We start from the raw sequence: 25,629 nt of genomic DNA, 5'->3' as shown, positions 1-25,629 counted from the left end.
TTTTTCTTTCGGCTCAAGGTGTGCTAATAAGAAATTCTAAGATGTCTGAAACTACTTTCAGGATAGTCTGTTCTATAAAATAGTTTTGAAACTGAAATCTATTCCACTACAAACTATTGAAAGCGCTTAACAAATGATATATAATAAGCCCATAGGAACAAAGAAAAGGAGGAAATGGGATGCCACAGATTAGCAAAGAAGCCTTGATTGAACAAATCAAAGATGGAATCATTGTTTCTTGTCAAGCACTTCCTCATGAACCGCTTTATACAGAAGCGGGAGGGGTTATCCCCTTGCTAGTCAAAGCGGCTGAGCAAGGTGGAGCAGTCGGTATCCGAGCAAACAGTGTTCGCGATATCAAGGAGATTAAGGAGGTTACGAAACTCCCGATTATCGGGATTATCAAACGTGACTATCCGCCGCAGGAGCCATTCATTACAGCTACTATGAAAGAAGTTGATGAACTGGCTGAACTAGACATCGAGGTTATTGCTCTGGATTGTACCAAACGTGAACGTTACGATGGTTTGGAAATTCAGGACTTTATCCGACAAGTCAAAGAAAAATATCCGCATCAACTCTTGATGGCTGATACCAGTACTTTTGAAGAGGGAATAGCAGCAGTCGAAGCAGGTGTTGATTTTGTTGGAACAACTCTATCAGGTTATACTTCTTATAGTCCGAAAGTAGATGGTCCAGACTTTGAACTAATAAAAAAACTCTGCGATGCCGGTGTGGATGTCATAGCTGAAGGAAAAATTCATACACCAGAACAAGCCAAACAAATCCTTGAATATGGGGTGCGAGGCATTGTTGTCGGTGGAGCTATTACTAGACCAAAAGAGATCACGGAACGCTTTGTTGCTGGTCTTAAATAACATAATCTCAAAACAGAGGAGAGTGGTCGATGCGTCGGATAAAATGAAAACGTATACAAATAGAAGCTTACTCACTATCCAATATGGACACGCTTAACAATTAGGAGAATACAAATGAAATTTAGAAAACTAGCTTGTACAGTACTTGCAGGTGCTGCGATTCTTGGCCTTGCTGCTTGTGGTAACTCTGGTGGAAGTAAAGATGCTGGAAAATCAGGTAGCGATAGCGGAAAAACAGAAATCACTTGGTGGGCATTCCCAGTCTTCACACAAGAAAAAACTGGTGACGGTGTTGGAACTTATGAAAAATCAATCATCGAAGCTTTTGAAAAAGCAAATCCAGATGTAAAAGTGAAATTGGAAACCATCGACTTCAAGTCAGGTCCAGAAAAGATCACAACAGCTATCGAAGCAGGAACAGCACCAGACGTACTCTTTGACGCACCAGGACGTATCATTCAATACGGTAAAAATGGTAAATTGGCTGAGTTGAATGACCTCTTTACAGACGAATTCGTCAAAGATGTTAACAACGAAAACATCGTACAAGCAAGTAAGGCCGGTGACAAAGCTTACATGTATCCAATCAGTTCAGCACCATTCTACATGGCCATGAACAAGAAGATGTTGGAAGATGCAGGAGTTGCAAACCTTGTCAAAGAAGGTTGGACAACTGATGACTTTGAAAAAGTTTTGAAAGCGCTTAAAGATAAAGGCTACACTCCAGGTTCATTGTTCAGTTCTGGTCAAGGGGGAGACCAAGGAACACGTGCCTTCATTGCAAACCTTTATGGCGGTTCTGTAACAGACAAAGATGTAACAAAATACACAACTGACGACCCTAAATTCGTCAAAGGTCTTGAAAAAGCTGCTAGCTGGATCAAGGATGGTCTATTGAACAACGGTTCACAATTTGACGGTGGAGCAGACATCCAAAACTTTGCTAACGGTCAAACTTCATACACTATCCTTTGGGCTCCAGCTCAAAATGGTATCCAAGCGAAGCTCTTGGAAGCAAGTAAAGTAGACGTGGTAGAAGTACCATTCCCATCAGACTCTGGTAAACCATCTCTTGAATACCTTGTAAACGGCTTTGCAGTATTCAACAACAAAGATGATAAGAAAATCGCTGCTGCTAAGAAATTCGTTCAATTCATCGCAGATGACAAAGAATGGGGTCCTAAAGACGTAGTTCGTACAGGTGCCTTCCCAGTTCGTACTTCATTTGGCAAACTTTATGATGACAAACGTATGGAAACAATCAGTGGCTGGACTAAATACTACTCACCATACTACAACACTATCGATGGATTTGCTGAAATGAGAACACTTTGGTTCCCAATGTTGCAATCTGTATCAAACGGTGACGAAAAACCAGCGGATGCTTTGAAAGCCTTCACTGAAAAAGCTAACGAAACAATCAAAAAAGCTACAAAACAATAAGCACTAAGTCAGATTGATTCCCCCTTTTCCCTGTGCACTAAGGTGTAAGAAAAGGGGGACTTTTGTTTGAAATGTAAGGAACTGTCACGAAATTAAAATGAAGTTCTTACATAAGCGAATCTTAAAAAATTTCATTTTGATTTTAAAACAGTTCAAGAAAATCAAAAAATATTCTATTTGAAAGAGAGGTGCCGACTGTGAAAGTCAATAAAATTCGTATGCGGGAAACAGTGATTTCCTATGCTTTCCTAGCACCAGTATTATTCTTCTTTGTGATCTTTGTATTGGCTCCTATGATTATGGGATTCATTACAAGTTTCTTTAACTACTCCATGACCAGCTTTGAGTTTGTAGGCTTGGACAACTACATTCGTATGTTTAAAGACCCTGTCTTTACCAAGTCTTTGATCAATACCGTTATCCTGGTTATCGGATCAGTACCGATTGTTGTACTCTTCTCGCTCTTTGTAGCATCTCAAACCTATCATCAAAATGCGATTGCTAGATCCTTCTATCGTTTCGTATTCTTCCTTCCTGTAGTTACAGGTAGTGTTGCCGTAACGGTTGTATGGAAATGGATTTACGATCCCCTATCAGGGATTCTGAACTTTGTCCTTAAGTCAAGCCATATCATCAGCCAAAACATTTCTTGGTTGGGTGATAAAAACTGGGCCTTGCTAGCGATTATGATCATCCTTTTGACAACATCTGTTGGTCAACCGATTATCCTTTATATCGCTGCCATGGGAAATATTGATAACTCACTAGTTGAAGCAGCGCGTGTTGATGGTGCGACTGAGTTCCAAGTGTTCTGGAAGATCAAATGGCCTAGCCTTCTTCCAACAACTCTTTACATTGCAATCATTACGACCATCAACTCATTCCAATGTTTCGCCTTGATTCAGCTCTTGACATCTGGTGGTCCAAATTACTCAACAAGTACCTTGATGTACTACCTTTACGAAAAAGCTTTCCAATTGACAGAATACGGCTATGCAAATACCATCGGTGTCTTCTTGGCAGTGATGATTGCGATTGTCAGCTTTGCTCAATTCAAGATCCTCGGAAACGACGTAGAATACTAAAGAAAGGAGACAGTTATGCAACCTACACAAAAGAAACCTTTAACAGCTTTCACTGTTATTTCAACGATTATCTTGCTCTTGTTGACCGTGCTGTTCATCTTTCCATTCTACTGGATTTTGACAGGTGCCTTCAAATCACAACCAGATACCATTATGATTCCACCACAGTGGTTCCCTAAAATGCCAACGATGGAAAACTTCCAACAACTCATGGTGCAAAACCCTGCTATGCAGTGGATGTGGAACTCTGTATTTATCTCGCTAGTAACCATGTTCCTAGTTTGTGCAACCTCTTCTCTAGCAGGATATGTACTAGCTAAAAAACGTTTCTATGGTCAGCGCATTCTCTTTGCAGTCTTTATCGCCGCCATGGCTCTTCCAAAACAAGTTGTCCTTGTACCATTGGTACGTATCGTCAACTTCATGGGAATTCACGATACTCTTTGGGCGGTTATCTTGCCTTTGATTGGATGGCCATTTGGGGTCTTCCTCATGAAACAATTCAGCGAAAATATCCCGACAGAATTGCTTGAATCAGCTAAAATCGATGGTTGTGGTGAGATTCGTACTTTCTGGAGCGTAGCCTTTCCTATTGTGAAGCCAGGATTTGCAGCCCTTGCGATCTTTACCTTCATCAATACTTGGAACGACTACTTTATGCAGTTGGTTATGTTGACTTCACGTCAGAACTTGACCATCTCACTCGGTGTTGCGACCATGCAGGCCGAAATGGCAACCAACTATGGGTTGATCATGGCGGGTGCTGCTCTTGCAGCCGTGCCAATCGTAACAGTCTTCCTTGTCTTCCAAAAATCCTTCACACAGGGTATTACTATGGGAGCGGTCAAAGGTTAATATTCTGCGAAAATTGAGTTCAAACTACGTCAGCATCACCTTGCCATACTTAAGTATTGCCTGCGCTTAGCTTCCTAGTTTGTTCTTCGGTTTTCATTGAGCATAGGAAAAACTGTCTATCAAAATTCAGAAGAATATGTTATAGACTAAGAGAAATATAGTTTCATAAGTGTCTACAAAATGGAGAGTATGCAGTTACTTCGTGAAGTTTTGTCAGACACTTATAAACTTAAGAATAAACTCTTTTCATGATACTAGTTAGAGTAGGTTCGTTTTATGGTAGCTATTTCCCGCTTTAGTGGTATCTAAGATAAGCATCTTACGCTTATCTTAGACGGAATTTTTGAGACTGACGATGAAAGAGCAAAAGGCTCAAAAATTAGGAATGAAATTCTGAAGAAATTTGCTTCCGTCCGCACTATTATAGGGAAATAGAGAAAGGATAATTCGGAACTGAAAAATAGTAACTATCAGAAACGAAGGAAACAGTATGATTTTTGACGATTTGAAAAACATCGCCTTTTACAAGGGAATCCACCCCAATCTAGACAAGGCTATCGACTATCTCTATCAGCACCGTAAGGATTCTTTCGAACTCGGTAAGTATGAGATTGACGGGGACAAGGTCTTTCTAGTTGTTCAGGATAATGTCCTCAATCAAGCTGAAAATGATCAATTTGAGCACCATAAGAACTATGCAGACTTGCATTTGCTGGTAGAAGGACATGAATATTCGAGCTACGGTTCACGTATCAAAGACGAGGCAGTAGCATTCGACAAAGCGAGCGACATTGGCTTTGTCCATTGTCATGAAAAATACCCACTATTGTTGGGCTATCACAATTTTGCGATTTTCTTCCCAGGAGAACCACACCAGCCAAATGGCTACGCAGGGATGGAAGAAAAGGTTTGCAAATATCTCTTTAAAATTTTGATTGATTAAAAGAATCAGGAGGAGCAAACATGGCACAAAAAGGAGTAAGCCTTATCAAGACAGCATTTGATACAGATAATTTTCTCATGCGTTTCAGTGAGAAGGTCTTGGATATCGTCACAGTCAATCTTCTTTTTGTCGTCTCTTGTTTGCCCATTGTGACGATTGGAGTGGCGAAAATCAGCCTCTATGAAACCATGTTTGAGATTAAGAGAAGCAGACGGGTACCAGTCTTTAGAACTTATCTAAGAGCCTTCAAGCAAAATCTGAAACTGGGTTTCCAGTTAGGTTTGCTAGAGTTGGGCATTGTGTCATTAAGCCTTCTAGACCTCTATCTCTTCTGGGGACAGACTGCTTTGTCTTTCCAGGTTGTGAAAGCTATTTGTTTGGGGATTCTCATCTTCCTCACTCTCGTGATGCTGGCTAGCTATCCCATCGCTGCGCGCTATGATTTGTCTTGGAAAGAAGTGCTGCAAAAAGGGCTTATCTTGGCAAGTTTTAACTTTCCATGGTTCTTCCTCATGTTAGCCATTCTCTTTCTCATAGTGATGGTTCTTTATCTATCCGCCTTCACTCTCCTTTTGGGTGGATCGGCCTTTATCCTCTTTGGTTTTGGTCTGCTAGTCTTTCTCCAAGCAGGATTGATGGAGAAAATCTTCGCCAAATACCAGTAGGATGAGGTGTTTCTGAAACTACTTTCAATCGTTACAGTTTCTAAAATACAAGTAGAAACTAAAATCTAAGTGTATACAAGATATTGAAAGCGATTTTCACAAGGTGTATACTAAACTTGAAAAAAATAGAACTGCTCTCAGCAGAAAAAAAGAAATCTTAGGAGAAAATCTATGTCAGATTTGAAAAAATACGAAGGTGTCATTCCAGCCTTCTACGCATGTTATGATGATCAAGGAGAAGTCAGTCCAGAGCGTACGCGCTCCTTGGTCCAATACTTCATTGATAAAGGTGTTCAAGGTCTCTATGTCAATGGTTCTTCTGGCGAATGTATCTACCAAAGTGTGGCAGATCGCAAGTTGATCTTGGAAGAAGTCATGGCAGTTGCCAAAGGAAAATTGACTATCATTGCTCACGTTGCTTGCAATAATACAAAGGATAGTATGGAACTTGCTCGCCACGCAGAAAGTTTGGGTGTAGATGCCATTGCAACGATTCCACCGATTTACTTCCGCTTGCCAGAATACTCAGTTGCCAAATACTGGAACGATATCAGTTCTGCAGCTCCAAACACAGACTACGTTATCTACAATATTCCTCAATTGGCAGGTGTTGCTTTGACTCCAAGTCTTTATACTGAAATGTTGAAGAATCCTCGTGTTATCGGTGTTAAGAACTCTTCTATGCCAGTTCAAGATATCCAAACCTTTGTCAACCTTGGTGGAGAAGACCACATCGTATTCAATGGTCCAGATGAACAGTTCCTAGGTGGCCGTCTCATGGGTGCCAAAGCTGGTATTGGTGGTACTTATGGCGCTATGCCAGAACTCTTCTTGAAACTCAATCAGTTGATTGCGGACAAAGACTTGGAAACAGCGCGTGAATTGCAATACGCTATCAATGCAATCATTGGTAAATTGACTGCTGCTCATGGAAATATGTACTGTGTCATCAAAGAAGTCTTGAAAATCAATGAAGGACTTAACATCGGTTCAGTTCGTTCACCATTGACGCCAGTGACTGAAGAAGATCGTCAAGTTGTAGAAGCAGCTGCAGCCTTGATTCGTGAAACCAAGGAGCGCTTCCTCTAATCCATAAGGAGGTATTTATGACACACTACGTTGCAATTGATATCGGTGGAACCAATATCAAATATGGTTTGATTGACCAAGAAGGCCAACTTGTTGAATCGCATGAAATGCCAACTGAGGCGCATAAGGGTGGACCTCATATCTTACAAAAGACAAAAGATATCGTAGCCAGCTATTTAGAAAAAGGCCCAGTAGCAGGTGTTGCCATTTCTTCTGCTGGGATGGTGGATCCAGATAAGGGTGAGATTTTCTACGCTGGTCCTCAGATTCCCAACTATGCAGGAACCCAGTTCAAGAAGGAAATCGAGACTAGTTTTGCGATTCCTTGTGAAATTGAAAATGATGTCAATTGTGCAGGTCTGGCTGAGGCAGTATCTGGTTCAGGTAAGGGAGCGAGTGTGACTCTTTGCTTGACCATTGGAACAGGTATCGGTGGTTGCTTGATTATGGATGGAAAGGTTTTCCATGGATTTAGCAATTCAGCCTGCGAAGTCGGTTATATGCATATGCAGGATGGAGCTTTCCAAGATCTCGCTTCTACGACAGCCTTGGTAGAATATGTAGCAGAAGCTCACGGAGATCCAGTTGACCAGTGGAATGGCCGACGCATTTTCAAGGAAGCTACTGAAGGCAACAAGATCTGTATGGCTGGGATTGACCGCATGGTAGACTATCTAGGAAAAGGTCTGGCAAATATTTGCTACGTTGCCAATCCAGAAGTGGTCATTCTTGGTGGCGGCATCATGGGGCAAGAGGCTATTCTCAAACCGAAGATCCGCACAGCCTTGAAGGCGGCCTTGGTGCCAAGCTTAGCTGAAAAAACACGATTAGAATTTGCCCATCACCAAAATACAGCAGGGATGCTCGGTGCATATTACCATTTCAAAACAAAACAATCCTAGTTTGGTCCAACCAAACTAGGATTTTCTAACGCGTTTTTGTCTACGATAGCCGTTGAGTTTTTTATTTTCCCAATAGCTGTTAAAGATTTTTTCCTTGCTATCTCGATTGATTTCCAAAAAGTAGGCATAAATCAAATCTATTAAAATGAGCATAGGGAGTTGAGCGGAAATACGCTGGATGTAAGAAGATTGACTATGGCTTGCGACAAGGACTGTTTCGGTATAAGCCTGACTATTTTTGTTTGGAGCGCTGGTAAAGAGAATGGTCTTAGCCCCCATTTCCTTGGCATCCAACAAACTATCTAGGACGGATTGGGTAGTGCCAGATAGGGAAAAGCCAAGCACCAAACAATTTTCATCCATGATACTGGTCGTCCATGCAAAGCCATCCTGATCGGTCAAAGCTTCACAGACAACACCTAGACGCATAAAACGGAGTTTCATCTCACGAGCAATCAGACCAGAACTTCCCGTTCCAAAAAAGTAAACTCGTTCTGCGTCATCGATTAATTGGGCAACTCGTTCCAGTTGTTCTTCGTCAATTAAATCCTGTGTTTGTTCTCGCATGGTACTGTAGCTTCGTAAAACACGTTTGGTCAAAGGACTGTGTTTGTGCGAATGAGTGTCCGGTTTACTAGCCTGGTGCTGGTATTGAAAGACAAATTCTCGATAGCCAGTAAAGCCACATTTTTTTGCAAAACGGGTAAGAGCAGCTTGGGAAACATGCAGTTTTTGAGTAACCTGTTGCGATGATAGATCATCCACAATCGTATCTACCTGCAAGAAATAACGAGCGATTTCCTGTTCTAACTCTGTTAATTCTTCAAAATGAAGATCAATAATAGTTGCGATATCCTGCTTTTTCATGGAGCTCCTTTTCATGAGTCAAACTCTTAAAAGTTGACGATTGCCAGCTTATTAACATCATTATATCATAGAAGTTAGGATAACCAAATAAAAAGGCATTTTCGATTAAAAGTCAAAAAATGCTTCGACTTTTCCAAGAGTTTCTCCGTAAAATATGGTACAATGAAAAGTACCGAGCTTCACCCGTTTGCTCTATTATTTTAGCTGAAAATGAAGGTGAAAATCGGGAATTTTTCTAGAAAAGAGTCTTAGTTGTATGAGAAAATTCAATAGCCATTCGATTCCGATTCGGCTTAATTTACTGTTTGCCATTGTTATCCTACTGTTTATGACCATTATCGGTCAACTCTTATACATGCAGGTGCTGAATAAAGATTTCTATGAAGCAAAGTTGGCATCAGCCAGCCAGACTAGGGTGACAACCAGTTCAGCTCGAGGGCAGATTTATGATGCAACAGGTAAACCCTTGGTAGAAAACACACTCAAGCAAGTTGTTTCTTTCACACGAAACAATAAGATGACGGCGGCAGAGTTGAAGGAGACGGCTAAAAAACTGCTGACTTACGTGAATGTCACTTCCCCTGAACTCACAGACCGTCAGATTGCAGACTACTACTTGGCGGACCAGGACGTATACAAAAAAACAGTCGAATCCTTACCAAGCGATAAACGCCTAGATTCAGATGGGAACCGCTTATCAGAAGCGACACTTTACAATAATGCGGTTGAAAGCATAGACGTGAGTCAACTTAATTATACAGATGACCAGAAAAAGGAAATCTATCTCTTTAGTCAGCTCAATGCTGTTGAAAATTTTGCAACGGGCACTATTTCAACAGATGCTTTAGATGATACTCAGGTTGCTCTTGTGGCTTCTGCATCCAAGGAATTACCGGGCATTAGTATTTCAACCTCATGGGACCGAAAAGTACTGGACACTTCTCTATCGTCTATCGTCGGTAGCGTTTCAAATGAAAAGTCAGGACTTCCAGCTGAGGAAGTTGACGCTTATCTCAAGAAAGGCTACTCACTCAATGACCGAGTTGGGACTTCCTATCTTGAAAAGCAATATGAAGATGTTCTTCAAGGCAAACGCTCCGTCAAGGAAATCCACCTCGACAAACATGGAAATATGGAAAGTGTGGAAAATGTCGAGGAAGGAAGCAAAGGAAACAATATCAAACTAACGATTGACTTAGCTTTCCAAAATGGAGTGGATGACCTGCTTAAGAGCTACTTTAACTCGGAGTTGAGTAATGGTGGCGCTAAATATTCTGAAGGGGTCTACGCTGTGGCCCTCAATCCCAAAACTGGTGCAGTTCTGGCGATGTCAGGTGTCAAGCATGATGTTGAATCAGGGAAATTGAGCTCAGACTCCCTAGGGACAGTTACCAATGTCTTTGTACCAGGATCTGTCGTCAAGGCAGCAACCATCAGCTCTGGTTGGGAAAATGGAGTTTTGTCAGGCAATCAAACCTTGACAGACCAGCCGATTGTTTTCCAAGGTTCAGCTCCTATCAATTCATGGTACACTTTGTCCTATGGCTCCTTCCCTATTACAGCTGTTGAGGCTTTGGAATACTCATCCAATACCTACATGGTGCAAACAGCTCTGGGAATTATGGGACAGACCTATAAACCCAATATGATGGTAGCAACGAGTCGATTAGATACAGCTATGGGCAAATTGCGGTCAACCTTTGGGGAATATGGACTCGGGGCTTCAACGGGAATTGATCTTCCAGATGAATCAACAGGATTTATACCAAAAGAGTTTGATTTGGCCAACTATCTAAATAATGCTTTTGGTCAGTTTGATAACTACACACCTATGCAGTTAGCTCAGTATGTCGCAACCATTGCAAACAATGGCGTACGTTTGGCTCCTCACATCGTTGAAGGGGTTTATGGAAACAATGACCAAGGTGGCTTAGGTAGTCTAGTTCAAGAAACAGCTACCAAGGAAATGAACAAAGTTAATATCTCAGAAGCAGATATGGCTATCTTGCAACAAGGTTTCTATCAAGTTTCTCATGGAACGAGCGCTCTGACAACTGGTCGTGCCTTTTCAAATGGCGCAGCCGTTTCCATCAGCGGGAAAACGGGTACTGCCGAAAGTTACGTTAATGGCGGTCAAAAAGCCAATAATACCAACGCAGTCGCCTATGCACCAACCGAAAATCCTCAAATCGCAGTCGCAGTCGTCTTTCCTCATAACACCAACCTTACAAACGGTGTCGGACCTTCGATTGCACGCGACATTATCAATCTTTATAACAAACACCATCCAATGAATTAGAAAGGAACTTATGCTGTATCCAACACCTATTGCCAAGCTGATTGATAGCTATTCAAAGTTACCAGGTATCGGGATCAAAACGGCTACCCGCCTAGCCTTCTATACTATTGGAATGTCTGATGACGATGTCAATGAATTTGCCAAAAACCTACTGTCTGCTAAGCGGGAATTGACCTATTGTTCCATCTGTGGTCGCTTGACCGATGATGACCCTTGCTCGATCTGTACAGATCCGACTCGTGACCAGACAACCATCTTGGTGCTAGAGGATAGTCGCGATGTGGCTGCTATGGAAAACATTCAAGAATACCACGGACTCTATCATGTCTTGCATGGCCTCATTTCTCCTATGAATGGCATCAGTCCAGACGATATCAATCTCAAGAGTCTTATGACCCGTCTCATGGATAGTGAGGTTTCAGAGGTGATCGTGGCAACCAATGCGACGGCAGATGGGGAAGCGACCTCTATGTATCTCTCTCGTCTCCTCAAGCCAGCTGGTATCAAGGTCACTCGCCTAGCACGAGGACTAGCCGTGGGAGCAGATATCGAGTATGCGGATGAAGTCACACTCTTACGAGCTATTGAAAATCGGACAGAGTTGTAGGAGTAAACAAATTTACGAACTCAATTCATTTATACAAGAACGGGGAGACCGAGTTTGTCGTTATCGGTCTCTTTTTTTATATTTCTTGACTACCAGTACCATGTTCAAGTTTCAAAAAAGAAGCAAATATGATATACTAAAGAACGAGTATTCTATTAGAATTAGGACAAGCAATATGAAACAAACAATTATTCTTTTATACGGTGGACGTAGTGCGGAACGTGAAGTCTCTGTACTATCAGCTGAGAGTGTCATGCGTGCGGTCAACTACGACCGTTTCACAGTCAAGACTTTCTTCATCAGCCAGTCAGGTGACTTTATCAAAACGCAAGAATTTAGCCAGACTCCAGGTCAAGAAGATCGTCTCATGACCAATGCGACTATTGACTGGGACAAGAAAATAGCGCCAAGTGCCATCTATGAAGAAGGTGCAGTGGTCTTTCCAGTTCTTCATGGTCCGATGGGAGAAGATGGCTCTGTTCAGGGATTTCTTGAAGTTTTGAAAATGCCTTATGTCGGCTGTAATATCTTGTCATCTAGTCTTGCCATGGATAAAATTACAACTAAGCGTGTCTTGGAGTCTGCTGGGATTGCTCAAGTTCCTTATGTGGCTATCGTCGAAGGTGATGATGTGACTGCTAAAATCGCAGAAGTTGAAGAAAAATTGACTTATCCAGTCTTCACGAAGCCGTCAAACATGGGTTCAAGTGTCGGTATTTCTAAGTCTGAAAACCATGAGGAACTCCGCCAAGCTTTGGAGCTTGCCTTCCAATATGACAGCCGTGTCTTGGTAGAGCAAGGAGTGAATGCCCGTGAAATCGAGGTTGGTCTCTTGGGAAACTACGATGTGAAGAGTACGCTTCCTGGTGAAGTGGTCAAGGATGTTGCCTTTTATGACTACGATGCCAAGTATATTGACAACAAGATTACCATGGACATCCCAGCCAAGATTAGTGATGATGTAGTAGCTGTCATGCGTCGAAATGCAGAAACAGCCTTCCGTGCGATCGGTGGTCTCGGTCTGTCCCGTTGTGATTTCTTCTATACAGATAAGGGCGAGATTTTCCTAAACGAGCTTAATACCATGCCAGGTTTTACCCAGTGGTCTATGTATCCACTGCTATGGGAGAATATGGGAATCAGCTACCCAGAACTAATCGAGCGTTTGGTTGACCTTGCCAAGGAAAGCTTTGACAAGCGCGAAGCGAATTTGCTATAAAAACGAAAGAGAGGGTAGGAGTCAGAACCATCACTGCAAGGTGAGTAGAGTTCTCGGGCTTCAACCCTTTTTAAAGGAGTAGAAATGAAATTAACAATCCACGAAGTGGCACAAGTTGTTAGGGCTAAAAATGATGTGACAGTTTATCCAGATAGTCCGCTAGTTAAGGCTGAGTTTGACAGTCGTTTGATTGAGTCAGGTGATTTGTTTGTGCCACTTAAAGGTGCGCGCGATGGTCATGACTTTATCGAAACAGCTTTTGAAAATGGTGCAGCAGTAACCTTATCCGAGAAAAAGGTTTCAAATCATCCCTACATCCTAGTAGACGACGTGTTGACTGCCTTTCAACAACTAGCTGCCTACTATCTTGAAAAAACGGCTGTTGATGTCTTTGCAGTTACGGGTTCAAATGGAAAGACAACAACCAAGGATATGTTGGCGCATTTATTGTCAACAAGATACAAGACCTACAAAACACAAGGAAACTACAATAACGAGATTGGCCTTCCCTACACGGTTCTTCACATGCCTGAGGAAACAGAAAAGTTGGTCTTGGAGATGGGGCAGGATCACTTGGGAGATATCCATCTCTTATCTGAATTGGCTCATCCAAAGACAGCCATCGTGACCTTGGTTGGAGAAGCCCATTTGGCCTTTTTCAAAGACCGTTCGGAAATTGCTAAAGGCAAAATGCAAATTGCTGATGGTATGGCTCCGGGTTCCGTTCTCTTAGCACCAGCTGATTCGATTGTAGAGGACTACTTGCCTACTGATAAAAAGGTAGTTCGTTTTGGGCAAGGGGCAGAGTTGGAAATCACAGACTTGGTTGAGCGCAAGGATAGTCTGACCTTTAAGGCTAATTTTTTGGAACAAACCCTTGATTTGCCAGTGACAGGTAAGTACAATGCCACCAATGCTATGATTGCTGCTTATGTGGCTCTACAAGAAGGAGTTTCAGAAGAGCAAATTCGTCAGGCTTTCCAAAATCTTGAATTGACTCGTAACCGTACCGAGTGGAAGAAAGCTGCCAACGGAGCAGATATTCTGTCAGATGTTTACAATGCCAATCCAACTGCTATGAAGCTAATTTTAGAGACTTTCTCTACTATTCCAGCTAATGAAGGTGGCAAGAAAATTGCGGTTTTGGCGGATATGAAGGAACTTGGTGACCAGTCTGTCCAACTCCATAATCAGATGATTTTGAGTCTCTCGCCAGATGTGCTGGATACCGTTATTTTCTATGGAGAAGACATTGCTGAATTGGCTCAACTGGCCAGTCAAATGTTCCCAATCGGTCACGTTTATTACTTCAAAAAAACAGCCGATGAGGACCAATTTGAAGACCTTGTCAAGCAAGTCAAGGAAAGCCTCGGTGCCAATGACCAAATCTTGCTTAAAGGCTCTAACTCCATGAATCTAGCCAAGTTGGTAGAAAGTTTAGAAAATGAATGCAAGTGATTTTACCAAGTATCTGCAAAGAATGCTAGCCATTACGGATACTGGATTAACCTTCACAAAAGATCCTTTTGACTGTGAGCGATACGAGGACTTGCGTACGATCTTATCTGATATTTTGAGAGAAACTACAGAACTAAAGCAAGAGGAAGTAACAGAGCTCCTGAGACCAACTTCCGCTTACGCAACTCCTCTGATGGACGTCCGTGCTTGGATTGTTGAGGATGAAAAAGTATGTCTAGTCAGAGGGCAAGGAGAGGAAAGTTGGGCTTTGCCAGGTGGCTTTGGTGAAGTCGGCTACTCTCCAACTGAAAATATTCTCAAAGAAATTAAAGAAGAAACCGGTTTTACAGCAAAGGTTGAAAGATTGCTAGCCGTTTTTGACACCAATCGTTTCCAACTACAGAGCAAACAATATGCAAAGTTTGTCTTTGAATGTCAACTTCTTGACGGACAATTTCAAGAAAATCAAGAGATTGCCGACCTTCAATTTTTTGCTATTGACCAACTGCCAGCCTTATCTGAAAAACGCATCACCAAGGAGCAGATGGAGATTCTTTGGCAGGTTTATCAGGGACAAAGAGAGCAATATATTGATTAGGTTATGCTAGAGAAGTCTGCAAATCAAAAAAGGGTGTTTGTAAGGTGCATTTCTGTGAGACAAATGATATAATAGGTTGCGAATTTAAGCAGCAAGTATTCTATGCATGGTATAGAATCAAGCTTTTTCAAAAAAATTTAAAAGCTAGAATAGTGAGCTTTTTACTACTCTGGCTAGATGAACGAGGAATAGAATATGAATTTGTGGGAACAATTATTTACCACACAGATATCAGAACCGCCCCAGTTTGAACTCCACTGGTATATTGGTTTGTTATGTTTACTGGCTCTTACTTTCTATGTTTCATATCGTTACCGTGACAAGGTGGCTTACCAGCGCTTCATTCAGTTCCTTCAGTCTCTTCAACTGATTGTTCTGTATAGCTGGTATTGGGGGAATCAAATGCCCTTATCGGAAAGTTTGCCCTTCTATCATTGCCGTATCGCCATGTTTGTTATGCTATTAATACCAGGGACTTCCAAGTACAAGCAATACTTTGCCCTTCTAGGAACCTTTGGAGCAACTGCAGCTCTGGCTTATCCACTCTTTGACCCTTATCCGTTTCCGCATGTGACTATCCTGTCCTTTATCATCGGGCACGTGGCACTTTTGGGGAATGCGCTCTTATACTTGTTTAAGAATTATGAAACTTCCCTGCTCAATTTGAAAAATGTGACAGTGATTACATTTTCTCTAAATGCCTTGATAGGAGTTGTCAACTTGGTTGTAGGTGGAGATTATGGATTTTTAAATAAACCACCACTAGTGGGAAATCACGGACTATTAGCGAATTACCTCATCGTGTCCAGTGTGTTGGTAGCAGCTATCAGCTTGACTGCAAAAGTACTAGAGGTCTTTTTGCAACAAAGAGCAGAAAAAATGATTCAAGAGAAAGCTTAAAAAGGCCTTCTCTTTTTTGATTAAATATGCAAAATATAGCTGTAAGGATATAAAAATAATGATTGCTCCTGAGAAAAATTGTTTAAAAAACTTTTACAAAAAACCTAGAGGAAATTTATGAAAAACTAAGCACGATTGGATTTTTTGTGTTATAATATTTTGTGAATAGCTGTGTCTCGTCACAGTTATTGAAAATAGAAGTGAGAAACTTGGAAGACAGAGAGGACGCAATGTAATGACTAGAGATGGTTTTTTTACAGGCTTAGATATCGGAACTAGCTCCATCAAAGTGCTGGTTGCCGAACATAGAGATGGTGAAGTAAATGTAATTGGCGTTAGCAATGCCAAGAGTAAAGGTGTCAAAGACGGGATTATCGTTGATATTGAGGCTGCTGCTTCAGCAATTAAATCCGCAATTTCCCAGGCAGAAGAGAAGGCAGGAATTTCAATCAAGTCTGTCAATGTTGGTTTACCAGCAAACCTCTTGCAGGTTGAACCAACTCAAGGAATGATTCCTGTAACATCAGATACAAAAGAAATTACAGATCAAGACGTAGAGAATGTTGTCAAATCAGCTTTGACTAAGAGCATGACGCCTGATCGTGAAGTGATTACTTTCATTCCAGAAGAATTTATCGTAGATGGTTTCCAAGGTATTCGTGACCCTCGTGGCATGATGGGGGTGCGTTTGGAAATGCGTGGCTTACTTTACACAGGACCTCGTACCATTCTTCATAACCTTCGTAAAACCGTGGAGCGTGTGGGAATTCATGTTGACAACGTCATCATCTCACCATTAGCCATTGTAAATTCAGTTCTCAACGAGGGAGAACGTGAGTTTGGTGCGACAGTGATTGATATGGGTGGTGGACAGACTACAGTTGCAACCATTCGCAATCAAGAATTGCAATTTACAAACATTTACCAAGAAGGTGGAGAATATGTCACTAAAGACATTTCCAAAGTCTTAAAAACTTCCCAAAAAATCGCAGAAAGTTTGAAACTAAACTATGGTGAAGCTTATGTTCCACTAGCAAGTAACGAGACTTTCCAAGTTGAAGTCATTGGTGAAGTAGAGCCCGTTGAAGTGACAGAAAGTTACTTGGCAGAAATTATCTCAGCACGTATCAAACATATTTTTGATCAAGTTAAACAGGAGTTAGACAGAAGACACTTGTTGGATCTACCAGGTGGTATCGTTCTGATCGGCGGAAATGCGATTTTACCAGGAGTTGTCGAATTGGCGCAAGAAGTGTTTGGTGTTCGAGTGAAACTCTATGTGCCAAATCAAGTGGGAATTCGCAACCCTGCTTTTGCCCATGTGATCAGCTTGTCTGAGTTTGCAGGTAAATTGACAGAAGTGAATCTTCTGGCTCAAAAGGCAGTCAGAGGAGATGAATTCCTTCGCCAAAAACCAATTAATTTTGGTGTTTCAAATCAAAGTGTAACACCGATTATACAATCAACTCCAGTGCAACCAGCTACTGCAGCAACTGAAATCACACCTGACAGTGGCCTTGCTCCAAGAGACGAATTCCAAGCAAGTTCTCAAGATAAACCGAAATTAACAGACCGTTTCCGTAGCTTGATCGGAAGCATGTTTGATGAATAAAAGAGGAAAAGAAATTATGACATTTTCATTTGATACAGCAGCTGCTCAAGGTGCAGTTATTAAAGTAATTGGTGTCGGTGGAGGCGGTGGTAATGCTATTAACCGCATGATCGACGAAGGTGTTTCAGGCGTAGAATTCATTGCGGCGAACACAGACGTACAAGCCTTAAGCAGTACAAAAGCTGAAACAGTTATCCAACTCGGACCAAAGTTGACTCGTGGTTTGGGTGCTGGAGGTCGACCTGAGGTTGGTCGTAAGGCTGCTGAAGAAAGCGAAGAAGCATTGACAGCAGCGATTAGCGGTGCAGACATGGTCTTTATCACTGCTGGTATGGGTGGTGGATCTGGTACAGGAGCTGCCCCTGTTATTGCACGTATTGCTAAAGATTTAGGTGCCCTTACAGTAGGTGTTGTGACACGTCCTTTTGGCTTTGAAGGAAGCAAACGTGGTCAGTACGCTGTAGAAGGAATCAACGAACTTCGCGAACATGTTGATACTTTGTTGATCATTTCAAACAACAACTTGCTTGAAATTGTTGATAAGAAGACACCGCTTCTTGAAGCTCTTAGTGAAGCAGATAACGTCCTTCGCCAAGGTGTTCAAGGAATTACAGACTTGATTACTAACCCAGGTTTGATCAACCTTGACTTTGCTGACGTGAAAACGGTTATGGCAAACAAAGGGAATGCCCTTATGGGTATCGGTATTGGCAGTGGTGAAGAGCGCGTTGTTGAAGCGGCTCGTAAAGCAATTTACTCTCCACTTCTTGAAACAACTATCGATGGGGCAGAGGATGTCATCGTCAACGTTACTGGTGGTCTTGATTTGACCTTGATTGAAGCAGAAGAAGCTTCAGAAATCGTCAACCAAGCAGCTGGCCAAGGTGTAAACATCTGGCTTGGAACATCAATTGACGAAAGCATGAAGGATGAAATCCGTGTAACAGTTGTAGCGACAGGTGTTCGTCAAGAGCGAGTGGAAAAAGTTGTTGGTTCTCCAGTAAAACAAGCGGCTCGTCGTGAAGCCTCAAGACAACCGCACCCTCAAAATTTTGATCGTCATTTTGACCTAGAAGATACAGCAGAATTACCAAAACAAAGCCAACGACGTTTTGAAACAAGTCAATCTTCTGCTTTTGGTGATTGGGACTTGCGTCGTGAATCAATCGTTCGTCAAACTGATTCAGTCGTATCACCTGTAGAACGTTTCGAAGCACCGACTTATCAGGACGAAGATGAGTTGGACACACCTCCATTCTTCAAGAATCGTTAATTAATGGATTTGAAAAAAAATACAGAGTTCGTTTTTCAGCAGGTCGCTGAAGCTAGCCGAGAAGCAAATCGTGATCCAGCTTCTGTTTCAATTATTGCAGTGACGAAATATGTGGACGTAAAAACAGCGGAAGCCTTGCTTCCCCTGGGTGTTCATCATATTGGTGAAAATCGTGTTGATAAATTTTTAGAAAAATATCAGACGTTAAAAGAATTCCCCGTCACTTGGCATTTGATTGGAACGCTACAAAGACGGAAGGTCAAAGAAGTAATCCCTTTTGTGGATTACTTTCATGCTTTAGATTCCTTGAAATTGGCACAGGAGATTCAAAAGAGAACAGATCATGTTATCAAGTGTTTCCTACAGGTCAATATTTCAGGAGAAGAAAGTAAGCACGGTTTTTCCAAAGAAGAATTACTAGAACTTTTGCCAGACTTGGCTCAGCTGGATCAGATTGAGTATGTTGGTTTGATGACCATGGCTCCTTTTGAGGCAGATTCTGATGAATTGAAACAAATTTTCAAGAAAACTCAGGAACTGCAAGCAGAAATTAGAGAAAAACAAATTCCTAATATGCCGATGACAGAGTTGAGCATGGGCATGAGTCGTGACTATAATGAAGCGATTCAATTTGGTTCGACCTTTGTTCGAATTGGCACAGCATTTTTTAAATAGGAGAGATCTATGTCTTTAAAAGATAGATTTGATAAATTTATAGATTATTTTACAGAAGATGGGGAAGAAACAACTGCGACTTATCAACCTCAGGATGAACAGATGATTGCTTCATCGAGTTCAGCTTCTAAAGAACTGCCAGCGCAGTTTCAATCAACCACTTCAAAAGATGCCAACATCACTCGCTTACATGCTCGCCAACAAGAATTGGCTATGCAAAGCCATCGTACAGATGAAAAAGTGACGATTGATGTTCGTTATCCTAGAAAATATGAGGATGCAACAGAGATTGTGGATTTATTGGCTGGAAATGAAAGTATCTTGATTGACTTCCAGTACATGACAGAGGTTCAGGCTCGTCGTTGTCTAGACTATCTGGACGGTGCCCGTCATGTTTTGGCAGGTAATTTGAAAAAAGTTGCGAGTACAATGTATTTGTTGACACCAGTCAATGTGGTTGTGAATATTGAAGATATCAAGTTGCCTGATGATTCTCAAAGTGCGGAATTTGGTTTTGATATTAAACGAAGTAGAGCGAAATAATGATTTTTCTGATTCGTCTGATCCAAAATGCAGTGAATATCTATTCCCTGCTTTTGTTAATCTATGCACTCCTCTCTTGGTTTCCAAATTCTTATGGTAGTTCACTAGAACGTTTACTGGAAAAGCTTGTTAGACCGATTGTTGATCCACTTCGCCGTTTACCTTTACAATTTGGAGGTTTGGATTTATCCATTTGGCTGGCAATCTTAATCGTCCGTTTTTTGGGTGACAGCTTGATTCGTTTCTTGTTGATACTATGATGACAAATAAAGCGATTTACCAGCACTTTTCCCTTGATGATGCTCCCTTTATTGATAAGGGATTAGAGTGGATCAAGCGGGTGGAAGATACTTATACTCCTGTCCTCACTGCTTTTGTCAACCCGCATCAGGAACATATATTGAGGGTTTTGGCTGGGACCTATGGACTGGGCTGTGTGAGTAGCGGAGAATATATCCATACGGAATTTGTCCGTGTCCTTCTGTATCCGGACTATTTCAGTCCGACACTGTCAGATTTTGAAATGGCATTGCTAGAGATCCGTTATCCAAGTAGATTTGAACAGCTAACACATGCAAAGATTTTGGGGACAATCATTAATCAACTAGGAATTGATCGTAAGCTCTTTGGTGATATCTTGGTAGATGAAAAGAGAGCACAGATTTTTGTCAATCGTGATTTTATCCCTCTGTTTCAGGATGGGATACAAAAGATTGCCAGATTACCTGTGTCGCTGGAGGAATGTCCTTTCACCGATAAAATCATATCTGAGATCAATTATCAAGAACAAGAGATTTTGATTTCCAGTTTTCGTTTGGATGCCCTCTTATCAAGTACCTTGAAATTATCCAGAAAGCAGGCTAGTCAACTCATAGAGAAAAAATCTGTTCAGGTAAACTACCACCCCATTGAAAAATTAGATTATCTAGTAGCTGTAGGGGATTTGATTAGTGTGAGAAAGTTTGGTCGTCTGAAGATTGTCAAAGAAAATGGGCAAACTAAAAGGAATAAGATAAAACTGACTATCCAATTATTATTAAGTAAGTGAGGAAAAGTATGCCAATTACATCATTAGAAATTAAAGATAAAACCTTTTCTACGAAATTCAGAGGGTTTGATCCAGAAGAAGTAGATGAATTTCTTGATATTGTTGTTCGTGATTACGAGGACTTAGTTCGCAATAATCACGAAATGGAAAGACACATTAGAAGTTTAGAAGAGCGCTTGTCTTACTTTGATGAGATGAAAGATTCTTTGAGCCAGTCTGTTTTGATTGCTCAAGATACGGCTGAACGTGTAAAGCAAGCTGCTCAAGAGCGCTCAAACAATATTATTCAACAGGCTGAGCAAGATGCCCAGCGCCTCCTTGAAGAGGCAAAGTACAAGGCTAATGAAATCCTACGTCAGGCAACAGATAATGCTAAGAAAGTAGCTGTTGAGACAGAGGAATTGAAAAACAAAAGCCGTGTATTTCATCAACGTCTCAAATCTACGATTGAGAGCCAGTTGGCAATTGTCGAGTCTTCAGATTGGGAAGACATTCTTCGTCCGACTGCGACTTATCTCCAAACAAGTGATGAAGCCTTTAAGGAAGTTGTAGGAGAGGTCTTGGGAGAAGCTGTTCCTTCGCAACCAGAAGAAGAGCCGATTGATGTGACTCGCCAATTTTCACCTGAAGAAATGGCTGAGTTACAAGCCCGCATTGAAGCAGGTAACAAAGAATTAGCTGAGTTTGAAGCTCAGCAGGCTAACAGTCAAGCGGAAAATCCTGTGTTAGACATCGATACGCTTGTAGAAGAGATACAGTCTCATTCAGTTGAGCCACAACATGAGGATTCAGAAATCGTGACAGAGTATTTCTCAGTATCACCATCAGCAACTGGAACTGCTTCTTCAACTACTAGACATGAAGCACAACAAGAATCCGTTACAATATTATAAGAAATAAATGTGAGAACAAGATCTAACCAACTATATTTTCAGCGAGTAGGAGACGGTGTGAGTCCTGCAATCCCTAGTGGTGAGATTATCCTCTCAAGTAATTCAGTTTGAAATTAGTAAGGCTGGACGTTTCCCACGTTACGGGACAAGAGGGGAAAAGACAAAGTCTTTTTCCGAACAAAGGTGGTACCACGATTTTCGTCCTTTTTAGCGATTCGTGGTTTTTAATTTGTCAATATAATAAAGGAGATATAATGAAACTCAAAGATACCCTAAATCTTGGAAAAACTGAATTTCCAATGCGTGCTGGACTTCCTACTAAAGAGCCAGTTTGGCAAAAGGAATGGGAAGATGCAAAACTTTACCAACGCCGTCAAGAATTGAACCAAGGAAAACCTCATTTCACCTTGCATGATGGGCCTCCATACGCGAACGGAAATATCCACGTTGGACACGCTATGAACAAGATTTCCAAAGATATTATTGTTCGTTCTAAGTCTATGTCAGGATTTTATGCTCCTTATATCCCAGGTTGGGATACACATGGTTTGCCAATCGAGCAAGTCTTGGCAAAACAAGGCGTGAAACGTAAAGAAATGGACTTGGTTGAGTACTTGAAACTTTGCCGTGAGTATGCTCTTTCTCAAGTTGATAAACAACGAGAAGACTTTAAGCGTTTGGGGGTTTCTGGTGACTGGGAAAATCCTTATGTAACCTTGACTCCTGACTATGAAGCAGCTCAGATCCGTGTTTTTGGTGAAATGGCTAAAAAAGGCTATATCTACCGTGGTGCCAAGCCAGTTTATTGGTCATGGTCATCTGAATCAGCCCTTGCTGAAGCGGAAATTGAATACCATGACTTGCTTTCAACTTCCCTTTACTATGCTAACCGTGTCAAAGACGGAAAAGGTGTGCTAGATACAGATACTTACATCGTTGTCTGGACAACAACTCCATTTACCATCACAGCTTCTCGTGGTTTGACAGTTGGAGCGGATATTGACTACGTAGTCGTACAACCTGCTGGCGAATCTCGTAAGTTTGTGGTTGCTGCAGAATTGTTGAACAGCCTTTCTGAGAAATTTGGCTGGGCTGATGTTCAAGTTTTGGCGACTTACCGTGGTCAAGAATTGAATAAAATTGTGACAGCTCACCCATGGGATACAGCTGTAGATGAGTTGGTGATTCTTGGTGACCACGTTACGACTGACTCTGGTACAGGTATCGTCCATACAGCTCCAGGTTTTGGTGAGGATGACTACAATGTCGGTGTTGCCAACGGTCTTGAAGTTGCTGTAACAGTTAACGAACGCGGTATTATGATGGCCAATGCTGGCTCTGACTTTGAAGGTCAATTCTATGACAAGGTTGTACCAACTGTTATCGAAAAACTGGGCGATTTGCTCCTTGCTCAAGAAGAAATTTCACACTCATACCCATTTGACTGGCGTACGAAAAAACCAATCATCTGGCGTGCAGTACCACAATGGTTTGCCTCTGTATCAAAATTCCGCCAAGAAATCTTGGACGAAATTGAAAAAGTGAAATTCCATTCAGAATGGGGTAAAGTGCGCCTTTACAACATGATCCGCGACCGTGGGGACTGGGTCATCTCTCGCCAACGTGCTTGGGGAGTTCCACTTCCTATCTTCTATGCAGAAGACGGCACACCAATCATGACAGCTGAAACGATCGAGCATGTAGCTCAACTCTTTGAGGAACACGGTTCTATCATCTGGTGGGAACGTGATGCAAAAGACCTTTTGCCAGAAGGATTTAGCCACCCAGGTTCACCAAATGGCGAGTTCAAGAAAGAAACAGACATCATGGACGTTTGGTTTGACTCAGGTTCATCATGGAATGGAGTGGTGGTCAACCGTCCAGAACTCAAATACCCAGCAGATCTTTACCTGGAAGGTTCTGACCAATACCGTGGTTGGTTCAACTCTTCACTCATCACATCAGTTGCCAACCATGGCGTAGCGCCATACAAACAAATCTTATCACAAGGTTTTGCCCTTGATGGTAAAGGTGAGAAGATGTCTAAATCCCTTGGGAATACGATTGCTCCAAGTGATGTTGAAAAACAATTTGGTGCGGAAATCTTGCGCCTCTGGGTAACAAGTGTTGACTCAAGCAACGACGTGCGTATCTCTATGGATATCTTGAGCCAAGTCTCTGAAACCTACCGTAAGATTCGTAACACTCTTCGTTTCTTGATTGCCAACACTTCTGACTTTAACCCAGTTGAGGATACTGTAGCGTACCCAGAGCTTCGTTCTGTTGATAAGTACATGACTATCCGCTTTAACCAGCTTGTTAAGACTATTCGTGAAGCCTATGCTGACTTCGAATTCTTGACTATCTACAAGGCCTTGGTGAACTTTATCAATGTTGATTTGTCAGCCTTCTACCTTGACTTTGCTAAAGACGTTGTCTACATCGAAGGTGCAAAATCACTCGAACGCCGTCAAATGCAGACTGTCTTCTATGACATCCTTGTTAAAATCACCAAACTCTTGACACCAATCCTTCCTCATACTGCGGAAGAAATCTGGTCATATCTTGAGTTTGAAGCTGAAGACTTCGTTCAATTGTCAGAATTACCAGAAGCTCAAACCTTTGCTAACCAAGAAGAAATCTTGGATACATGGGCAGCTTTCATGGACTTCCGTGGACAAGCTCAAAAAGCCTTGGAAGAAGCTCGTAATGCAAAAGTAATCGGTAAATCGCTTGAAGCACACTTGACAGTTTATCCAAATGAAGTGGTGAGAACGCTTCTTGGAGCAGTAAACAGCAATGTAGCTCAACTCTTGATCGTGTCAGAATTGACTATTGCAGAAGGACCAGCTCCAGAAGGTGCAGTTAGCTTTGAGGATGTGGCCTTTACAGTTGAACGCGCTGCAGGTGAAGTATGTGACCGTTGCCGTCGTATCGATCCAACTACTGCCGAACGCAGTTACCATGCAGTTATCTGTGACCACTGTGCAAGCATCGTAGAAGAAAACTTTGCGGATGCAGTCGCAGAAGGATTTGAAACGAAATAATCAGAATAGACTGAGAAAGGTCGCTAAAATCATAAAAACGCGTAATATCAAGAGTTCAAGTGCTTTGCTATTATGCGTTTTATCATGGGAAAATTTACTAGTCCATTTCCTAAAATGAAGTTCTTCCTGGCCTGTCCGTGTAGATAATTAACATAATCAACTATTCAGTTTTCTCATAATTTTATATTTCTACTAATTATAAAGAGACTATAGAACTTAAAATTATTTTTTGAAATCAATATTTATTATAAAATTTTATAAGATTGTTTAATTTTTAGAGAAATTATAATAGAATAATACCTATAAAAATTTTAAGGAGATTATTATGAAAACAAATACACTTGCTCGTGTTAATGCTATTTTTGGTCTTATTTCAGGAATTGTATTGCTTTTAGCGCCAGTCATCATGTTTATCATGGCTGTTGGAGCTGCTGCGGCAACTGAAGACGCAGATGTAACAGTTGGGACATTGACAGGGCTCTCAATTATTTTGTCATTGGTTAAAATTGCTGTTTTGGTATTGGGAATTGTTGCTATTGTTTATTATAAAGATGATGAACGTGTTACGAATGCACCTTCTGTTTTGCTCATTGTAGGTGGTGCGGTCGGCTTGATTCCATTTTTGGGATGGGTAGGTGGAATTCTAACCATTATTGGTGGTTCACTTTACTTTGGAACATTGAAAAAATTTGTAATTGAAGAGTAGTAGTTTTCCAATTATTTGGACGGG

The 25,629-nt window shown here is 41.5% G+C and carries 24 protein-coding genes; 23 read left to right on the top strand and 1 reads right to left on the bottom strand.

From position 1 onward, the window contains the following. Window positions 1-179 precede the first annotated feature (179 nt). The 8 genes from D8805_RS02880 to D8805_RS02845 all read left to right on the top strand — a co-directional run bounded on the left by D8805_RS02880 (window position 180) and on the right by D8805_RS02845 (window position 7,860). Window positions 180-878, top strand: coding sequence for an N-acetylmannosamine-6-phosphate 2-epimerase (locus tag D8805_RS02880; RefSeq protein WP_084874430.1), 699 nt, complete (start codon window positions 180-182; stop codon window positions 876-878). A 114-nt stretch (window positions 879-992) separates the two neighbouring features. After that, on the top strand, window positions 993-2,321 hold the full coding sequence (locus D8805_RS02875; RefSeq protein ID WP_000672108.1) for an ABC transporter substrate-binding protein: 1,329 nt from the start codon (window positions 993-995) through the stop codon (window positions 2,319-2,321). A gap of 218 nt (window positions 2,322-2,539) precedes the next feature. Beyond that, window positions 2,540-3,406 carry a carbohydrate ABC transporter permease gene (locus D8805_RS02870; protein WP_001209417.1) on the top strand — a complete coding sequence of 289 codons (867 nt, stop codon included), beginning with the start codon at window positions 2,540-2,542 and terminating at the stop codon, window positions 3,404-3,406. 15 nt (window positions 3,407-3,421) lie between these two features. Next, entirely contained in the window at window positions 3,422-4,261 is an 840-nt protein-coding gene (locus tag D8805_RS02865; protein ID WP_001183243.1) for a carbohydrate ABC transporter permease, read from the top strand. A gap of 490 nt (window positions 4,262-4,751) precedes the next feature. Beyond that, on the top strand, window positions 4,752-5,204 hold the full coding sequence (locus D8805_RS02860; protein ID WP_125415364.1) for a YhcH/YjgK/YiaL family protein: 453 nt from the start codon (window positions 4,752-4,754) through the stop codon (window positions 5,202-5,204). Window positions 5,205-5,224: 20 nt separating this feature from the next. Continuing rightward, window positions 5,225-5,869, top strand: a complete 645-nt coding sequence (locus D8805_RS02855; protein WP_125415363.1) for a YesL family protein — start codon at window positions 5,225-5,227, stop codon at window positions 5,867-5,869. 171 nt (window positions 5,870-6,040) lie between these two features. Beyond that, complete coding sequence (locus D8805_RS02850) at window positions 6,041-6,958, top strand: dihydrodipicolinate synthase family protein (protein ID WP_125415362.1); 918 nt, start codon at window positions 6,041-6,043, stop codon at window positions 6,956-6,958. Window positions 6,959-6,975: 17 nt separating this feature from the next. Then, window positions 6,976-7,860 (top strand): ROK family protein, encoded by an 885-nt coding sequence (locus tag D8805_RS02845; protein ID WP_125415361.1) that lies wholly within the window; start codon window positions 6,976-6,978, stop codon window positions 7,858-7,860. A 15-nt stretch (window positions 7,861-7,875) separates the two neighbouring features. On the opposite strand, the gene D8805_RS02840 is transcribed toward D8805_RS02845, so the two are convergent. Next, window positions 7,876-8,727 (bottom strand): MurR/RpiR family transcriptional regulator, encoded by an 852-nt coding sequence (locus D8805_RS02840; protein WP_084945871.1) that lies wholly within the window; start codon window positions 8,725-8,727, stop codon window positions 7,876-7,878. A 256-nt stretch (window positions 8,728-8,983) separates the two neighbouring features. Here D8805_RS02840 and pbp2b point away from each other — a divergent pair, with 256 nt between their 5' ends. The 15 genes from pbp2b to D8805_RS02765 all read left to right on the top strand — a co-directional run bounded on the left by pbp2b (window position 8,984) and on the right by D8805_RS02765 (window position 25,605). Beyond that, window positions 8,984-11,026, top strand: coding sequence for a penicillin-binding protein PBP2B (pbp2b, locus tag D8805_RS02835; RefSeq protein ID WP_125415360.1), 2,043 nt, complete (start codon window positions 8,984-8,986; stop codon window positions 11,024-11,026). A gap of 10 nt (window positions 11,027-11,036) precedes the next feature. Then, the gene (gene recR, locus D8805_RS02830) at window positions 11,037-11,633 is read left to right on the top strand and encodes a recombination mediator RecR (RefSeq protein WP_000966754.1); all 597 of its coding nucleotides are present in this window, start codon (window positions 11,037-11,039) and stop codon (window positions 11,631-11,633) included. A 175-nt stretch (window positions 11,634-11,808) separates the two neighbouring features. Then, a complete protein-coding gene (locus tag D8805_RS02825) occupies window positions 11,809-12,852 on the top strand; it encodes a D-alanine--D-alanine ligase (protein ID WP_125415359.1) in 1,044 nt (347 codons plus the stop codon). Between the two features lie 84 nt (window positions 12,853-12,936). Continuing rightward, window positions 12,937-14,310, top strand: a complete 1,374-nt coding sequence (locus tag D8805_RS02820; RefSeq protein WP_125415358.1) for a UDP-N-acetylmuramoyl-tripeptide--D-alanyl-D-alanine ligase — start codon at window positions 12,937-12,939, stop codon at window positions 14,308-14,310. Continuing rightward, complete coding sequence (locus tag D8805_RS02815) at window positions 14,297-14,908, top strand: NUDIX hydrolase N-terminal domain-containing protein (protein ID WP_125415357.1); 612 nt, start codon at window positions 14,297-14,299, stop codon at window positions 14,906-14,908. Before D8805_RS02820 ends, D8805_RS02815 begins: the two co-directional genes overlap by 14 nt. Window positions 14,909-15,103: 195 nt before the next feature. Further along, window positions 15,104-15,808, top strand: a complete 705-nt coding sequence (locus tag D8805_RS02810; RefSeq protein ID WP_125415356.1) for a YwaF family protein — start codon at window positions 15,104-15,106, stop codon at window positions 15,806-15,808. 235 nt (window positions 15,809-16,043) lie between these two features. Continuing rightward, a complete protein-coding gene (gene ftsA / locus D8805_RS02805; RefSeq protein WP_125415355.1) occupies window positions 16,044-17,420 on the top strand; it encodes a cell division protein FtsA in 1,377 nt (458 codons plus the stop codon). Between the two features lie 16 nt (window positions 17,421-17,436). Beyond that, window positions 17,437-18,693, top strand: coding sequence for a cell division protein FtsZ (gene ftsZ / locus D8805_RS02800; RefSeq protein ID WP_004243484.1), 1,257 nt, complete (start codon window positions 17,437-17,439; stop codon window positions 18,691-18,693). A gap of 3 nt (window positions 18,694-18,696) precedes the next feature. Further along, window positions 18,697-19,368, top strand: coding sequence for a YggS family pyridoxal phosphate-dependent enzyme (locus D8805_RS02795; RefSeq protein ID WP_125415354.1), 672 nt, complete (start codon window positions 18,697-18,699; stop codon window positions 19,366-19,368). 9 nt (window positions 19,369-19,377) lie between these two features. Then, window positions 19,378-19,911, top strand: a complete 534-nt coding sequence (locus D8805_RS02790) for a cell division protein SepF (RefSeq protein WP_000053360.1) — start codon at window positions 19,378-19,380, stop codon at window positions 19,909-19,911. Continuing rightward, entirely contained in the window at window positions 19,911-20,171 is a 261-nt protein-coding gene (locus D8805_RS02785; protein ID WP_125415353.1) for a YggT family protein, read from the top strand. The genes D8805_RS02790 and D8805_RS02785 overlap by 1 nt, the downstream gene beginning before the upstream one ends. After that, on the top strand, window positions 20,168-20,959 hold the full coding sequence (locus tag D8805_RS02780) for a YlmH family RNA-binding protein (RefSeq protein ID WP_125415352.1): 792 nt from the start codon (window positions 20,168-20,170) through the stop codon (window positions 20,957-20,959). Before D8805_RS02785 ends, D8805_RS02780 begins: the two co-directional genes overlap by 4 nt. Before the next feature lie 8 nt (window positions 20,960-20,967). Then, a complete protein-coding gene (locus D8805_RS02775) occupies window positions 20,968-21,852 on the top strand; it encodes a DivIVA domain-containing protein (protein WP_125415351.1) in 885 nt (294 codons plus the stop codon). A 254-nt stretch (window positions 21,853-22,106) separates the two neighbouring features. Then, window positions 22,107-24,899 carry an isoleucine--tRNA ligase gene (ileS, locus tag D8805_RS02770; RefSeq protein ID WP_125415350.1) on the top strand — a complete coding sequence of 931 codons (2,793 nt, stop codon included), beginning with the start codon at window positions 22,107-22,109 and terminating at the stop codon, window positions 24,897-24,899. A 325-nt stretch (window positions 24,900-25,224) separates the two neighbouring features. Continuing rightward, entirely contained in the window at window positions 25,225-25,605 is a 381-nt protein-coding gene (locus D8805_RS02765; RefSeq protein ID WP_000856379.1) for a hypothetical protein, read from the top strand. The last annotated feature ends 24 nt before the right edge of the window (window positions 25,606-25,629 follow it).

Source organism: Streptococcus oralis subsp. dentisani (assembly GCF_003944205.1).
GTDB classification, from domain to species: domain Bacteria; phylum Bacillota; class Bacilli; order Lactobacillales; family Streptococcaceae; genus Streptococcus; species Streptococcus oralis_BH.
The sequence above is the reverse complement of the archived record's forward strand: the minus strand, read 5'-3'. Positions and strand labels throughout refer to the sequence as shown.

Bases quoted from the DNA above. Each gene is read 5' to 3' on its own strand.
- D8805_RS02810 (WP_125415356.1), top strand. From the start codon at position 15,104: ATGAATTTGTGGGAACAATTATTTACCACACAGATATCAGAACCGCCC.
- D8805_RS02840 (WP_084945871.1), bottom strand. From the start codon at position 8,727: ATGAAAAAGCAGGATATCGCAACTATTATTGATCTTCATTTTGAAGAA.
- D8805_RS02825 (WP_125415359.1), top strand. From the start codon at position 11,809: ATGAAACAAACAATTATTCTTTTATACGGTGGACGTAGTGCGGAACGT.
- pbp2b (WP_125415360.1), top strand. From the start codon at position 8,984: ATGAGAAAATTCAATAGCCATTCGATTCCGATTCGGCTTAATTTACTG.
- D8805_RS02795 (WP_125415354.1), top strand. From the start codon at position 18,697: ATGGATTTGAAAAAAAATACAGAGTTCGTTTTTCAGCAGGTCGCTGAA.
- D8805_RS02785 (WP_125415353.1), top strand. From the start codon at position 19,911: ATGATTTTTCTGATTCGTCTGATCCAAAATGCAGTGAATATCTATTCC.
- D8805_RS02845 (WP_125415361.1), top strand. From the start codon at position 6,976: ATGACACACTACGTTGCAATTGATATCGGTGGAACCAATATCAAATAT.
- D8805_RS02775 (WP_125415351.1), top strand. From the start codon at position 20,968: ATGCCAATTACATCATTAGAAATTAAAGATAAAACCTTTTCTACGAAA.
- D8805_RS02880 (WP_084874430.1), top strand. From the start codon at position 180: ATGCCACAGATTAGCAAAGAAGCCTTGATTGAACAAATCAAAGATGGA.
- ftsA (WP_125415355.1), top strand. From the start codon at position 16,044: ATGACTAGAGATGGTTTTTTTACAGGCTTAGATATCGGAACTAGCTCC.
- D8805_RS02860 (WP_125415364.1), top strand. From the start codon at position 4,752: ATGATTTTTGACGATTTGAAAAACATCGCCTTTTACAAGGGAATCCAC.
- D8805_RS02870 (WP_001209417.1), top strand. From the start codon at position 2,540: ATGCGGGAAACAGTGATTTCCTATGCTTTCCTAGCACCAGTATTATTC.
- D8805_RS02815 (WP_125415357.1), top strand. From the start codon at position 14,297: ATGAATGCAAGTGATTTTACCAAGTATCTGCAAAGAATGCTAGCCATT.
- D8805_RS02850 (WP_125415362.1), top strand. From the start codon at position 6,041: ATGTCAGATTTGAAAAAATACGAAGGTGTCATTCCAGCCTTCTACGCA.
- D8805_RS02790 (WP_000053360.1), top strand. From the start codon at position 19,378: ATGTCTTTAAAAGATAGATTTGATAAATTTATAGATTATTTTACAGAA.
- D8805_RS02780 (WP_125415352.1), top strand. From the start codon at position 20,168: ATGATGACAAATAAAGCGATTTACCAGCACTTTTCCCTTGATGATGCT.
- ftsZ (WP_004243484.1), top strand. From the start codon at position 17,437: ATGACATTTTCATTTGATACAGCAGCTGCTCAAGGTGCAGTTATTAAA.
- D8805_RS02855 (WP_125415363.1), top strand. From the start codon at position 5,225: ATGGCACAAAAAGGAGTAAGCCTTATCAAGACAGCATTTGATACAGAT.
- ileS (WP_125415350.1), top strand. From the start codon at position 22,107: ATGAAACTCAAAGATACCCTAAATCTTGGAAAAACTGAATTTCCAATG.
- recR (WP_000966754.1), top strand. From the start codon at position 11,037: ATGCTGTATCCAACACCTATTGCCAAGCTGATTGATAGCTATTCAAAG.
- D8805_RS02875 (WP_000672108.1), top strand. From the start codon at position 993: ATGAAATTTAGAAAACTAGCTTGTACAGTACTTGCAGGTGCTGCGATT.
- D8805_RS02765 (WP_000856379.1), top strand. From the start codon at position 25,225: ATGAAAACAAATACACTTGCTCGTGTTAATGCTATTTTTGGTCTTATT.
- D8805_RS02865 (WP_001183243.1), top strand. From the start codon at position 3,422: ATGCAACCTACACAAAAGAAACCTTTAACAGCTTTCACTGTTATTTCA.
- D8805_RS02820 (WP_125415358.1), top strand. From the start codon at position 12,937: ATGAAATTAACAATCCACGAAGTGGCACAAGTTGTTAGGGCTAAAAAT.